The organism is Bradyrhizobium icense, from assembly GCF_001693385.1.
Lineage (GTDB): Bacteria > Pseudomonadota > Alphaproteobacteria > Rhizobiales > Xanthobacteraceae > Bradyrhizobium > Bradyrhizobium icense.
In genome coordinates this window covers 1,311,151-1,324,921 of the sequence record NZ_CP016428.1, presented here as the reverse complement: position 1 = coordinate 1,324,921, position 13,771 = coordinate 1,311,151, and the positions used below count along the sequence as shown (strand labels likewise).

Sequence of the window (13,771 nt, the reverse complement as noted above, 5' to 3'; positions counted from 1 at the left end):
GCGCAATTTGCCGAATTAGGGAAATTTTGTTATCTTTGGCCTGGGCAAAGTTTTTATTATAATGGAGGGCGTGCCCATGGCCGGGCGATTGTTGCGGGAATTGACCATCCGCCAGTTGCGCGCGCTGGCCGCCGTGCAGAAGCACCGGTCGGTTACCGCGGCGTCGAAGCAACTGTACCTGACACAGCCCGCGGTAACGCTGCAGTTGCGCAACCTGCAGGCGGTCGCAGGATTGCCACTCATCCAGCGCACCGGCGACGGCATGCTGCTGACGGATGCCGGGCGCGAGGTATTGGCGCTCGCCGACCGCATCGAGGCGGCGATCACCGACTGCGAGACCACGTTGGAGATGATGGCGGGAAAGACCGCGGGCCGCATCTCGATCGGCGCGGTTTCGACCGCGAAATATTTCGTGCCGTTCATGATCTCCGGATTCTCGAAGCTCTATCCGAACGTCGAAATCACGCTCTCGATCGGCAACCGCCAGGAAGTCGGCGAAGCGCTGCGCGGCTACGATCTCGACTTCGCGATCATGGGCCGCCCGCCTGCGGACATCGACATGAACGTCCACCTGATCGGCGATCATCCCCACGTCATCATCGCGCCGACCGCGCATCGGCTGGCGCGAAAATCCAGCATTGCGCCACGCGAGCTCGCCGGCGAAACCTTCCTGACGCGCGAGCCGGGATCCGGCACGCGCGGGCTGATGGAGCAATTGTTCGAGACGTCGGGCATCCGCCCCAAGATCGGCCTCGCCATGAGCAGCAATGAGACCATCAAGCAGGCGGTGATCGCAGGGCTCGGCATCGCCTTCCTCTCTGCACACACGGTCGCGACCGAGCTCGACGAACGGCGCCTGGTCACCCTCGACGTCGACGGCCTGCCGATCGTGCGGCAGTGGTTCGCGCTTGCGCGCAAGGACAAGGTCTTGCTGCCGCCAGCGCAGGCGATGCTCGATTTCCTCAGTGCCAAGGGCAGGCAGTTTCTGCCCCGCACCCATCGCCGGCTGCGTCTCACCCGGCCGTCAGGCCGTGCCAAGCGCGCCTGACCTGCTCTGGTTGCAGGTTCGGGTCCTGCCCGGCGTTGATTGCCGGACGCTACAATTTCGTGAAGACGCCGCAGGTGCAGTCTCAGCGAGCGCGATCAACAGCAGCAGCGAAATGCAGCTCCCTCGAACTGCAACGACGCGTCAATAATCAAAGACAGGTCGTGATACCGCCGTCGACATAAAGCGTATGCCCGTTGACGAAGGACGAGGCATCTCCCGACAGAAAAACGGCGGCGCCGATCAATTCGTCCACGTTGCCCCAGCGCGAGGCCGGCGTCCGCTTTTCCAGCCATGCTGAAAACTGCGGATCGTCGACCAGCGCTTGATTCAGCGGGGTCTTGAAGTAACCCGGCGCGATGGCATTGATCTGCAGCCCGTGCCTGGCCCAATCGGCGCACATGCCGCGGGTGAGGTTCTTGATCGCTCCCTTGGTGGCGGTGTACGGGGCGATGCCCGGGCGGGCCAGCTCGCTCTGAACGGAGGCGATGTTGATGATCTTGCCCTTTCTGCGCGGGATCATGTGCCGCGCGACGGCCTGACCGACGTAGAAGGCGCTCGATACATTGGTCCTGAGCAGTTGCTCCCACTTCTCGGCCGGAAAATCCTCGAGCGGCGTGCGAAACTGCATGCCGGCGTTGTTGACGAGAATATCGATCGTCCCATTCGTCCGCTCGATCGCCGCAACGCCTTCGCGGACATCCTCGACGACGGTGACATCGAACCCGGCCACCGCAACGTTGTGCCCGGCCGCGGTCAAGCTCGCGGCGGCAGCCTCGAGTTTGTTGCGCTCCCGTCCATTCAGGACGACGGAGGCGCCATGCTCTGCGAGCCCGCGCGCGATGGCGAATCCGATTCCCTGGGACGATCCGGTGACCAGCGCTCGTTTGCCGGCCAGATTGAACAGTTCAAATGCCACGGCGGGACCTTCTCCATGCGTGCAGGCGGGTCGGATGGACCGTCCGAGCATCGTCCTGACGTCTGCCGGTCCGATGCAAAGAACGCATCCGAATGGACGTAGAAATACCGCATGCCGCGGTCAAGCCAAACCCGCACATCATCCGAAATGAAGGATTGCCTTGCTGCGGAATTGCGGCGCATGTTGGCCTTCCAGCGTGATGCTGAACGCCTCGCCGGAACGCGCGCATGGATATTGGCCGCTGCCGTAGCTGCAGCGGGCCAAGCGGCTTGAGAAGATCGTCGGATTTCCTTTTCCGGCGAAGTCAGCGGACGCATCCTACGGGCCGGTCGCGGCTCCAGTCCTGGCGCGGCTGCCAGTGAAATCAGAGACTTATTGCTTCGTCGCTGCGGACCACGCCATGAATCACTGCCCCCCTGAATCACCGCAAATCTCGTCGCGGCGCAACATGCAAAATGAGACTACCGGTCAAGTTGTAGCGGGTGAAGCTGCGCGCCCCGCCCCAGTCATCGGTTAGCTTTCGCCCGGCGGTCCCGGTCGCCATGCAAACCGCGGCATGGCGATTTTGGAGCGACCTGACGATACAAAAACTGGCGATACAAAGGGAGGGGTTCGATGTTTAAAAGCTGTGCGGGACTGGTCGCGCTGAGCAGCCTGTTGCTTTCCGGCGCCGCCGTCGCTCAAGAGAAGATCAAGGTCGGCGTCACCGCGACGCTCGAAGGCACCTATACGGTGCTCGGCGAGGACGGAATCCGCGGACATCAAACGGCGATCAACACGCTCGGCAAGAAGGTCGGCGACAAGGAAATCGAATTCATCATCGCCTCCACGGATGCGACGCCCGACTCCGCTGTCCGCGCCGTGCGCAAGCTGATCGAACAGGATAAGGTCCAGATCCTGCTTTCACCCTTGTCCGGCGACGAAGGCATCGCGGTCAAGAATTTTGCCAAGACGCGTCCGGAACTGACCTTTGTGAACGCCGCTTCAGGCGCGCAGGAAACGACGTATGTCGACCCGGCGCCGAATTTCTTCCGCTACAACATGGACGGCGCCCAGTGGCAGGTCGGCCTCGGCAAATACGCGTATGAGACCAAGAAATATCGGAAGATCGCGACGGTGGGCGAAGACTATTCGTTCATCTACACCCAGGTGTTCGGGCTGGTGCTGGAGTTCTGCGGTGCCGGCGGACAGGTCACCAACCGGCAATGGGTTCCGCTCGGCACGAAGGACTTTGCCTCCGTCATTGCCGCCCTGCCCGACGATGTCGACGCGATCTATCTCGGCCTTGGCGGCGCCGATGCCGTCAACTTCCTGAACCAGTATCAACAGGCCGGCGGCAAGGCCCACCTCATGGGCGGCTCGATCATGGTCGACCAGACCATCCTCTCCGCCAAGGGCAACGCCAAGAATGCGCTGCTCGGCACCATCGCCGCCAGCGGCCAGGCCGATACGTGGGAGGATGCAGGCTGGCAGAAGTTCGTGAAGGCCTATCAGGACGCCTTCCCGCCGAACAAGCGGTTCCCGAGCCCGTCGCTGCTCGCCACCAACTACTATAACTCGACGATGGCGCTGATCCTCGGACTGCGTCAGGTCAACGGCGATCTCAGCAACAACCAGGCCAAGCTCAAGGAAGCGCTCGCCAAGATCGAGCTCGACGCGCCAAACGGCAAGATCAAGCTCGACTCCAACCGCCAGGCCATCGGAACCAACTTCGTCACCGAAGTGGTCGACGACGGCAAAGGGGCCCTGTTCAGCAAGGTCGTGAAGGTCATTCCGAACGTGAACCAGACACTCGGCTACGACCCGGCAGTGTTCTCCAAGATCGGGCTGCCGAGTCGGACGGTTCCGGAGTGCAAGAAGTATTGACCTCTTCGCATTTGCGAACGGGCCCCGGTCGTGCCGGGGCCCCGGGCTGGACGTGATCTTCCCTTGCATTCTCGCGGCGGATGTTGAACGCTGGTTCAAAAAGCAAGAACATCCCGCGGGAGGGAAGGCATGAGCAAGGCTCTCGCCGTCTTCCACGGCCGGTTCGGTCGCGCGACGGTCTATCAGTTGAACCGCCCCTTCAACATGCACGCGCATCGCGAAGGGCACCTGATTTTTCATGTCGGTGGAACGCCAGCCCGCATTGATGTGTGCGATGAGCGATGGCTGCTCGCGGAGGACTCCATTGTTGCCGTCAACCCCTGGGAACCACACAATTTTGTCCCGACAGACATGGAGAACGGGGCGATCTTCTTCGTTCTTTACGTTAACGCCGAATGGTTCGCCCCCGATGCGGCCCGCGCCCACAGCCTGCGGTTCGGCCGCACCTGCTTCAAGCGTACGGCCACGCTCGACAGGCATATTCGCCGCTCTGCCGCGCTGGTGTGCGGAGCGCCTTCGCTAAGCAGCCTAGACTGCGAGCTCAGGCAGTTGATCGACAGTTGTTATGACGAAAGCTGGCAGCGATCGGAGCCGGTGCAGGAGACGCGCACCGCCACCGCCGTCACCGACTTTCGCGTCCGCAAATCCATCAAGCTGATGTCCGAAAGCCCGGGTGCCGAGATCGAGCTGGATTCGATCGCGCGGGCCTCCGGGCTGTCACGTCCGCACTTCTACAGGCTGTTCCGCACCCAGACCGGCGTCACGCCGAACCTCTATCTCAATACACTGATCATGGAACAGGCGCTGGACGCCTTGGTCGCGACCGAGGTGCCGATCGCCGATATCGGCTTCGATCTCGGCTTCTCTTCCCAGAGCGGTTTCACCCGCTTCTTCGCGGCCAATGTCGGGATGGCGCCGACCGAATACCGCCGCGCCGCCAAAGTCTTGCGTCCCTGAGCGCAACAGGCGCGAAAAGATACTGACAATCAAGTGCAAGGTCCGAGGCACCGTTAGGATGGCCCAAAACGCGAGCCGAAACGGCCGCGGCGTCTGGGAGGACGGTATGGCGACGGCCGGGCTGCTACCGTGACACGATTCATCGAACGCCATCCGGCATGGGCGCTGATCCTGCTGATCGCGGTCGCGGTGCTGCTGTGGCTGATCCTTGCCGTCTGGCCACCCGGCCTCGAAGAGGCGATCGGCAGGAAGCGGGTCTTTCTCAACGCCCTGTTCAACGGCATCACGCTCGGCAGCCTTTACTTCCTGGTGGCCAGCGGCTTCACGCTCATCTTCGGCCTGATGCGCAACGTCAATCTGGCGCATGGCTCGCTCTATCTGTTCGGCGGCTACATCGGTTACGCCATCAGTGCGTGGACCGGTTCCTGGATCCTCGGTTTCATCATCGCATTTTTGGGAGTGGCGCTGGTCGGCATCGTCCTGCAGATCGCCGTCTTCCGCCGCATGGAAGGACAGGATCTGCGCCAGACCATGGTCACGATCGGGCTTTCGATCGTGTTTGCCGATCTGATGCTGTGGGCATTCGGTGGCGATTTCTATCAGATCCAGACCCCAAGCTGGCTGATCGGCCCGATCGACTTGCCGCTGGTCACAGCGGTCAAATCGTCGGGCGAGGCGGTCTATCTGCGCTATCCGCTGGTGCGGCTCGTGATCTTGGTCGCGGCGATCGTGATCGGCATCGCGATGTGGCTGGCGCTCAACCGGACCCGCGTCGGCATGATGGTACGCGCCGGAGTCGATGACCGCGACATGCTCGCGGCGACCGGCGTGCCGATCCAGCTCGTTTTCGTTGCCGTGTTCGCGCTTGGCGCCGGCCTTGCCGGCATCGCGGGCGTCGTCGGCGGAACCTTCCAGTCGCTTTCGCCCGGCGAGGACACCCGCTTTCTGCTCGCCTCCCTCGTCGTCGTCATCGTCGGGGGCATGGGATCGATCCCGGGTGCGGCGCTGGGCGCCGTCATCATCGGCCTCGCCGAGCAGCTCGGCTCCGTCTACATCCCGACCTACGCCATCGTTGTAACCTTCCTCATCATGGTGCTGGTGCTGGCGCTGCGGCCGCAGGGCCTCCTTGCGAGGCGCTGACATGTCGTTGGTCCAGGGCGCCCATCCTCAGACCAGTCAGCCGGCAGAAGCGCGCGCGGCGCTGTTGGCATGGCCGGAATTCAACAAGCCGGCTGTCTGGCTGGTGGCGGTGATCCTCTTGATCATGCCGTTCATCGCCAACGGCTTCTTCCTGATCGAGATCTTCGCGACGACGCTGATCCTCGGGACCGTCGCGCTCAGCCTGATGTTCCTGGCGGGCTATGGCGGCATGGTCAGCCTGATGCAGCTCACCGTCGCCGGCTTTGCCGCCTACATGGTCGCGGTGTTCGGCATGAGTGCCAACACCAATATCAGCCTCGGCTGGCCGTGGTGGCTCGCAACGCCGATGGCGCTGGTGCTCGCGACCGCCTTCGGCACCCTCGGCGGCGCGCTCGCGGTGCGCACCGAAGGCATCTACACCATCATGATCACGCTCGCGATCGGTGCGGCCTTCTACTATTTCACCAACCAGAACTGGGCGATCTTCGGCGGCCATACCGGCATCAACACGGTCGCGACGCCGCGTTTCTGGGGCATCGACTGGCGCTCCGATATTCCGTTCTACTACGTCACGCTGGGCGTCGCGGCGTTCTGCTATTTCGCCGTTCAATATGTCTCGCGCGCGCCTTTCGGCCTCGCGCTGCAGGGCGTGCGCGACAATCCCCGCCGCATGGCGGCGCTCGGCTACAATGTCAATGCGCACCGCGTGGCAGCCTATGCTTTCGCGGCCTTCATCGCAGCGCTCGGCGGCGTCCTGCAGGTCTGGAACTACCGGCAGATTTCACCCGGCTCGGTCAGCGTCGGCGCCTGCATCGATATCCTGATTATTGCCGTAGTCGGCGGCATCACCCGCCCCGTCGGGCCCTTCATCGGCGCCTTCATCTTCGTCATCCTGCGTACCTTCGCGCTCGATCTATTGGTCAAGCTCGGTCTCGACGGCAACCGCTTCCGACTTCTGATCGGCCTCGGCTTCCTCGCCATCGTGTTCTGGTCGTCGGATGGCATGATCGGACTGTGGGAGCGCTGGCGCCGCGGCGCGGCGACCATCGACAAACGCGGGGGCGGAGGCCATGGCCATGGATAGCGCCGCGCCACGCTTTTCGGCCGTCGGCGCCGGCGCCGCGCTGGAGCTGCGCGGCGTGACGCGGCTGTTCGGCGCGCTGGCGGCGCTGACCGACGTCACCATCACGGTTCGCCCGGGCGAACGCCGCGCCGTGCTCGGCTCCAACGGCGCCGGCAAGACCACGCTGTTCAATTGCGTGACCGGGGACTTTCCGCCCTCCTCCGGCACCATCCGTTTCTTCGGCGAGGACATCACCCACTTCCCGCCATATGAACGTATCAGGCGCGGCTTGCGCCGCACCTACCAGATATCGGCGCTGTTTCCCGGCCTTACGGTGAGAGACAACGTCTACCTCGCCTGCCGCGGCGTTTCTCGCGGGCGATTCTCGCCGCTGCGTCCGGGCGCGAACGACGCCCTCATGCATGCGGCCGAGGCGCTGATCCAGGCGGTGCATCTGACGCCTGTGAGGGAGCAGCGGGTCGCGGAACTCGCCCATGGCCAGCAGCGCCAGCTCGAAATCGCGCTCGCGCTCGCCGGCGCTCCGCGCTTTATCCTGTTCGACGAACCGGCCGCGGGCCTCTCCCCCACCGAGCGGCGCGAACTGATCGATATCCTGACGTCGCTTCCCGCCCACATCGGCTACATCATCATCGAGCACGACATGGATGTCGCACTGCGCGTCGTCGAAAGCGTCACGATGATGCACAACGGCCGTGTCTTCAAGGAAGGCCTGCCGCACGAGATCGAAGCCGACCCAGAGGTGCAGGAACTCTATCTGGGGGCCGGGCATGAGTGACTTCCGCCGTTCAGCGCCTGCTCTCGAAGTCCGGGGCCTCGACGTCTATTACGGTCACTCCCATGCGCTGCAGGGCGTCGATTTGACCCTTGATGCAGGCGTTTTCTCGGTGGTTGGCCGCAACGGCATGGGCAAGACCACGCTGTGCAAGACCATCATGGGATTGTTGCGGGCGAGCGGCGGCTCTGTACGTGTTCGCGGCGAGGATATCACCCGCCTTAGCCCGGCGCGGATCGCGCAGCACGGTGTCGGCTACGTTCCGCAAGGGCGTCGGCTGTGGCGCTCGCTCAGCGTCGCCGAACATCTGGCGCTGGCCGCCGGGATGCGGCGCGGCGCCTGGACCATCGATCGCATCTACGAGACGTTTCCCCGTCTTGCCGAACGCAAGGATCATGGCGGCGGCCAGCTCTCGGGCGGCGAACAGCAGATGCTGGCGATCTCGCGCGCGCTTCTGACCAATCCGCATCTTCTCATCATGGACGAGCCGACCGAGGGGCTTGCGCCCGTCATCGTCGCCCAGGTCGAGGAAATGCTGGTGCGACTTGCCGAAGACGGCGACATCTCGGTGCTCGTGATCGAGCAGAATATCGGCGTCGCCACCGCGATTTCAAAGAACGTCGCGATCATGGTCAATGGCCGCGTCAACCGCATCATCGATTCCGCGCGCCTTGCCGCCGACCGCGAGTTGCAACAACGTCTGCTTGGCGTCGGCGTCCACGGCGTCGAGCCGGAAACGGATATCGAACCCGCCGATGCAGGCGCCGAGGCCAAGGCGCATCCCGCACCGCCGCGTGCGTCGAGCGCAGCGCCAATCCGGATCTATGTCTCCAATCCCACGCTGCCGACACGCTGGTCGCAGCCGGTGCCCATTGCGCGCATCGAGGCAGCCGCGCGCACGCTCTCCACCGGAGTCACGCGGATCGAAAACGCAGCCCGGCAAAAGCGTCCGACCGGCGCGAGCGTACAAAGCGTATCGGGGCCGCCCGTCGTGCTGATCGTCGGTACGCTCGACACCAAGGGCGAGGAGCTGCGCTTCATTCGTGACGTCATCGCCGGTCACGGTTTGCGGACACGCCTGGTCGACGTCTCCACCAGCGGCAAGCTCTCCACCTGCGATGTCCCCGCACAGGAAATCGCGCTCAACCACGGACGCGGCGGATCAAGCGTGTTCGGTGCCGATCGCGGCGCGTCGGTGACCGCGATGGCCGACGCCTTTGCCAACTGGCTGCGCCGTCAGGGCAATGTCGCGGGCATCATTTCGGCCGGCGGCTCCGGCGGCGCCTCGCTGGTCGCGCCGGGGATGCGCACCCTTCCCGTCGGCGTGCCGAAACTCATCATCTCATCGGTCGCGTCGGGAGATGTCGGCCCTTATGTCGGGCCTGCCGATATCACGATGATGTATTCGGTCACCGACGTGCAGGGCCTCAATTCGATCTCGCGCGCCGTGCTCGCCAACGGCGCCAACGCCATCGCCGGCATGGTGAAGGCGCGTCTCGAAAATCAAGGCGCGGTCGAGCGTAACGCACGGGTTGCGTTGCCCGCTGTCGGCATCACCATGTTCGGCGTGACGACGCCGGCCGTGCAGAAGATCGCGGCCGATCTGCGCAACGATTTCGAGTGCCTCGTCTTCCACGCCACCGGCGTCGGCGGCCGCTCGATGGAAAAGCTGGTCGATTCCGGAATGCTCGCGGCCGTCGTCGACCTCACGACGACGGAAGTCTGCGATCTCCTGATGGGCGGCGTGTTCCCGGCAACCGACGACCGGTTTGGCGCGATCATCCGCAGCCGCGTGCCGTTCATCGGCTCGGCCGGCGCGCTCGACATGGTCAATTTCGGTGCGCCCGATACGATCCCTGGGCGCTATCGCCAGCGTAAGTTCCACGTTCACAATCCGCAGGTGACCTTGATGCGCACCACGCCGGAGGAGAACGACCGCATCGGGCGCTGGATCGGCGAGAAGCTCAACCGGATGGACGGCCCGGTGCGCTTCTTCCTGCCGGAGGGCGGCGTTTCCGCACTCGACGCCCCTAGCCAGCCGTTCTGGGATCCCGAAGCGGACGCGGCACTGTTTACGGCGCTGGAACGCAGCGTGCGCCAGACCGGCAACCGCCAGCTCATCCGCATCAAGCGCCACATCAACGATCCCGAATTTGCATCCGCCATCGTCAACGCGCTCCGTCCTCTGGTCGGACGCCCGGGGACACGTCGGAAAGTCGCGAGGTGACCATGGCGAAGTTCGAACGTTCAGCGATCCTGAAGAAGTTTCGCAACATGGCCGCCAAGGGCGAGCCGATCGTCGGCGGCGGCGCCGGCACTGGCCTGTCGGCCAAATGCGAGGAAGCCGGCGGCGTCGACCTGATCGTCATCTACAATTCCGGCCGCTACCGCATGGCAGGACGCGGCTCCCTCGCCGGCCTGATGCCCTATGGCGATGCCAACGCGATCGTCGTCGAGATGGCCGGCGAAGTGCTGCCGGTCGTCACGAAAACACCGGTGCTGGCCGGCGTCAACGGCACCGACCCGTTCCGCGACATGGACAGCTTTCTGGATCAGTTGAAGGCGCTGGGCTTTGCCGGCGTGCAGAACTTTCCGACCGTCGGCCTGATCGACGGCGTATTCCGCGCCAATCTCGAGGAAACCGGAATGTCCTATGCGCTGGAGATCGACATGATCACCAAGGCGCGCGACAAGGACATGCTGACGACACCCTATGTGTTCAACGAGAGCGAAGCCGCGGCAATGGCGATCGCCGGCGCCGATATCATCGTCTGCCATCTTGGCCTGACCACCGGCGGCGCGATCGGCGCGCACACCGCCCCGAAGCTCGAAGATTGCCCCGAGCAGATCGACACCTGGGCAGCAGCGGCGCTGAGCGTCAATCCGGACATACTGGTGCTGGCCCATGGCGGTCCCATCGCCGAGCCGGCCGACGCAGACTTCATCATGAAACACACGCGCAAGTGCCACGGCTTTTACGGCGCATCCTCGATGGAGCGCCTGCCGGTGGAGCGGGCGCTGACGGAACAGGTACGCAAATTCAAGGCGATCGGCGCGCGATAACGCCGAGACCAAAGGGAGGAAGAGATGTCGGGGAATCTGGTTGGCGAATTGATCCTCTGGCTGATCGTCGCGATCGTCGTGATCGCCATCGTCGTCTATGTCGTGAACTGGCTCTATCATCGATCGTCGAAGGAAGTGTCCTTCGTCCGCACCGGTCTGCTCGGCGAACGCGTGGTGATCAACGGCGGCGCCTTTGTGCTGCCGTTCATTCACGACTACACGCCCGTCAACATGAACGTGCTGCCGATGGGCATCGTGCGGGCCAAGCATGATGCGGTGATTACCCGCGACCGCATGCGGATCGACATCGAGGCCGACTTTTACGTGCGCGTGCAGCCGACCCGTGAAGCCGTCGCGATCGCCGCCGCGACGCTCGGGCGGCGCACGCTCGAGCCGGGGCAGTTGCACGCCCTGCTTTCCGGCAAGTTCGTCTCCGCGATCCGGTCGGTGGCCGCCGAAATGACCATGGAGCAGATGCACGAGCAGCGCGGCGAATATGTCGCCCGCGTCAAGGCCGCCGCCGCTGAAGCGCTTGCCCAGAACGGACTTGAACTGGAGTCGGTCGCCATCACCGACCTCGACCAGACCGACCTGGAATACTTCAACCCGTCGAACCGGTTCGACGCCGAGGGTCTGACCCGCCTGATGGAGGACATCGAGGCCCGGCGAAAGCTGCGCAACGACATCGAACAGGATTCGATGATCAAGATCCGCACCCGCAACCTCGAAGCCGAGCGCCAGGCACTGGAGATCGAGCGCGAGAGCGAGACCGCCCGCCTCGAACAGGAACGCGACATCGAGATGCGCCGGGCACTGCAACGCACGGAAGTGGCACGCGAACGCGCGCTGCGCGAGACCGAGGCCGAACAGGCGCAGATTTCCGCTCGCGAGGCGATCGAGAAGGCCCGCATCGCCAACGAGCTCGCCATCGCCGAAGCCCGCATCGCTTCCGAGCGCGAAACGAGGCACCGCGAGATTGAACGCACGCGCGCGGTCGAGGAAAGGGAACTGCTGGCGCGCGAGGAAATCGAAAAGGCCAAGATCGCCAATCAGCGCGCGGTCGATACCGCGCGCATCGCCTCCGAGCGCGAAGTACGCCAGCGCGACATCGAGCGCACACGCACCGTCGAGGAAGCCGAGATCTTAGCGCGTGAAGCGGTCGAGAAAGCGCGTATCCAGCAGGATCGCGCGGTCACCGATGCACGGATCGCCAACGAGGAGGAAACCCGCCGGCGCGAAATCGAGCGCACCCGCGCGGTCGAAGAAGCCGAGATCGCGGCGCGCGAGGCGACCGAAAAGGCGCGCATCGCCCAGACCACGATCGTCAATGTCGAGCGCATCGCCTCCGACGAGCGCACGCGATCGCTGGAGATTGCGCAGGTGCGCACCATCCAGGAGGCCGAAATCGAGGCGCAGAAGGCCGTCGAAGCCGCGCGGATTGCCCGCGAGCGGACTCTCGCCGCCGAACGGATCAGTTCCGAGCACGCCACGCGCAAGCTGGAAATCGAACGCAACCAGGCGCTGGAAGTCGCCGGCATTTCCGCGCGCGAGGCAACGGAAGCCTCCCGCATCGCCCAGGAGGAGCGCGTTCGCTCGCTTGAAATCGCGCGCAACCGCGCTGTCGAGGAAGCCGACATCGCCTCGCGCGAAGCGATCGAAGCCGCGCGCATTGCCCAGGAGAAGGTCGTCGCCGCCCAGCGCATCCGGGCCGAAAAGGAAACCAGAGGACTGGAGATCGACCGCACCGAAGCCATCGAGGCCGCCGAACTCAGGCGGCGCGACGCGATCGAACGGCGGCGCGTCGAGGTCGAACTTGCACTTGAGGCCGAACGCATCGCCTCGTCGAAGACCCGCGAGGTGCTCAATATCGATCAGAAGAAGGCGGTCGAGATCGCCGACGAGGAGCGCGTGATTGCGCTTGCCGCCAAGCGCTCCGAGCGCATCGACGCCGATCGCCAGGTCAAGCAGGCCGAGATCAACGCCCGCAAGGAAGTGGAGACCACCGACGTCACGCGCGAACAGGCGCTGGAGGCCGCCCGGCTGGCACGCCGGCGCGCGATCGAACAGCTCGAAGTCGGCCGCGTCCAGGCGCTGCAGGAAGCCGAGATCGCTTCCCGCGAGGAAGTCGAGCGGGCGCGCATCGCCTCCGACCGCGGCCTCGACGAAGCCCGGATCGGCCGCGAGCGGGACTTGCGGAAACTCGAGGTCAATCGCGAAAAGGACGTCGAAACGGCGCTGATGGAAAAGGCCATTGCCCTGTACCAGAAATCGCTTGAAGAGTCCGCCGCCAAGGTGGCCGCCGAGGATGCGCGGGTGCGCGCCACCGAGGCGGCCGAGCGCGTCGTTACCGCCCGCGAAAGCGAGATCGCCAAACGACAAAAGACCGTCGAGGTGCTGCTCGCAGAGAAGCGGGCCGAGGAGACCCGTATCGCGGCCGACGCCGAGCGCGTGCGAGCCGCCGTCGAAGCCGAGGCGCAGCGGCTGCTCAACGAGGCCGAGAACGTACTCACCGACCAGGCACGCTACTCGCTGTTCCGCCGCAAGCTGCTCGACCGTATCGAGGGCATCGTGCGCGAAAGCGTCAAGCCAATGGAAAAGATCGAGGGTATCCGCATCCTTCAGGTCGATGGCCTCAACGGCAATGGCGTCGGCGGTGGCGGCGGCCGCAGCGCCACCGACGAGGTGATCGACTCGGCGCTGCGCTACCGGGTGCAGGCGCCGCTGATCGATTCCATCCTGTCGGACATCGGTGTCGAGGGCGGCAGCCTAGCCAAGATGCCCGGCCTCATTCGCGAGGCGCGCGACATGCAGGGTATCAAGGAGGCAACGCGCAAGGCCGGTCCGGGCAAATCCGACGCGTCCCCGGCCGCGCCTGCCGCCGGCGAGCCTCCCGCCGAACGCGGACCGCGCAAGAAGGGTTGAGAG

Annotated in this window: 10 protein-coding genes; 9 read left to right on the top strand and 1 reads right to left on the bottom strand. The window is 64.5% G+C overall.

The features are described from left to right. The first annotated feature begins 76 nt into the window (after positions 1-76). Entirely contained in the window at positions 77-1,048 is a 972-nt protein-coding gene (locus LMTR13_RS06320) for a LysR family transcriptional regulator (RefSeq protein ID WP_197521015.1), read from the top strand. A 148-nt stretch (positions 1,049-1,196) separates the two neighbouring features. On the opposite strand, the gene LMTR13_RS06315 is transcribed toward LMTR13_RS06320, so the two are convergent. Continuing rightward, positions 1,197-1,964, bottom strand: a complete 768-nt coding sequence (locus tag LMTR13_RS06315; RefSeq protein ID WP_065727135.1) for an SDR family oxidoreductase — start codon at positions 1,962-1,964, stop codon at positions 1,197-1,199. 615 nt (positions 1,965-2,579) lie between these two features. Between LMTR13_RS06315 and LMTR13_RS06310 the strand changes: the two genes are divergently transcribed. From LMTR13_RS06310 to LMTR13_RS06275, 8 genes are all read left to right on the top strand, one after another. Further along, positions 2,580-3,830, top strand: a complete 1,251-nt coding sequence (locus LMTR13_RS06310) for an ABC transporter substrate-binding protein (RefSeq protein WP_065727134.1) — start codon at positions 2,580-2,582, stop codon at positions 3,828-3,830. A gap of 129 nt (positions 3,831-3,959) precedes the next feature. Next, a complete protein-coding gene (locus LMTR13_RS06305; RefSeq protein WP_065727133.1) occupies positions 3,960-4,787 on the top strand; it encodes an AraC family transcriptional regulator in 828 nt (275 codons plus the stop codon). 129 nt (positions 4,788-4,916) lie between these two features. Beyond that, entirely contained in the window at positions 4,917-5,927 is a 1,011-nt protein-coding gene (locus LMTR13_RS06300) for a branched-chain amino acid ABC transporter permease (protein WP_065727132.1), read from the top strand. A 1-nt stretch (position 5,928) separates the two neighbouring features. Then, the gene (locus LMTR13_RS06295; protein WP_065727131.1) at positions 5,929-7,011 is read left to right on the top strand and encodes a branched-chain amino acid ABC transporter permease; all 1,083 of its coding nucleotides are present in this window, start codon (positions 5,929-5,931) and stop codon (positions 7,009-7,011) included. After that, positions 7,004-7,786, top strand: coding sequence for an ABC transporter ATP-binding protein (locus LMTR13_RS06290; RefSeq protein ID WP_065732471.1), 783 nt, complete (start codon positions 7,004-7,006; stop codon positions 7,784-7,786). The genes LMTR13_RS06295 and LMTR13_RS06290 overlap by 8 nt, the downstream gene beginning before the upstream one ends. Beyond that, the gene (locus LMTR13_RS06285; protein WP_065727130.1) at positions 7,779-10,010 is read left to right on the top strand and encodes an ABC transporter permease; all 2,232 of its coding nucleotides are present in this window, start codon (positions 7,779-7,781) and stop codon (positions 10,008-10,010) included. The genes LMTR13_RS06290 and LMTR13_RS06285 overlap by 8 nt, the downstream gene beginning before the upstream one ends. Before the next feature lie 2 nt (positions 10,011-10,012). Beyond that, positions 10,013-10,846 (top strand): phosphoenolpyruvate hydrolase family protein, encoded by an 834-nt coding sequence (locus LMTR13_RS06280; RefSeq protein WP_065727129.1) that lies wholly within the window; start codon positions 10,013-10,015, stop codon positions 10,844-10,846. A 24-nt stretch (positions 10,847-10,870) separates the two neighbouring features. After that, complete coding sequence (locus tag LMTR13_RS06275; RefSeq protein ID WP_065727128.1) at positions 10,871-13,768, top strand: flotillin family protein; 2,898 nt, start codon at positions 10,871-10,873, stop codon at positions 13,766-13,768. Positions 13,769-13,771 lie beyond the last annotated feature (3 nt).

What these genes read in the sequence shown, in the direction of transcription:
- LMTR13_RS06320 (WP_197521015.1), top strand. Translation starts at nt 77, where the DNA reads ATGGCCGGGCGATTGTTGCGGGAATTGACCATCCGCCAGTTGCGCGCG.
- LMTR13_RS06310 (WP_065727134.1), top strand. Translation starts at nt 2,580, where the DNA reads ATGTTTAAAAGCTGTGCGGGACTGGTCGCGCTGAGCAGCCTGTTGCTT.
- LMTR13_RS06305 (WP_065727133.1), top strand. Translation starts at nt 3,960, where the DNA reads ATGAGCAAGGCTCTCGCCGTCTTCCACGGCCGGTTCGGTCGCGCGACG.
- LMTR13_RS06295 (WP_065727131.1), top strand. Translation starts at nt 5,929, where the DNA reads ATGTCGTTGGTCCAGGGCGCCCATCCTCAGACCAGTCAGCCGGCAGAA.
- LMTR13_RS06290 (WP_065732471.1), top strand. Translation starts at nt 7,004, where the DNA reads ATGGATAGCGCCGCGCCACGCTTTTCGGCCGTCGGCGCCGGCGCCGCG.
- LMTR13_RS06285 (WP_065727130.1), top strand. Translation starts at nt 7,779, where the DNA reads ATGAGTGACTTCCGCCGTTCAGCGCCTGCTCTCGAAGTCCGGGGCCTC.
- LMTR13_RS06280 (WP_065727129.1), top strand. Translation starts at nt 10,013, where the DNA reads ATGGCGAAGTTCGAACGTTCAGCGATCCTGAAGAAGTTTCGCAACATG.
- LMTR13_RS06275 (WP_065727128.1), top strand. Translation starts at nt 10,871, where the DNA reads ATGTCGGGGAATCTGGTTGGCGAATTGATCCTCTGGCTGATCGTCGCG.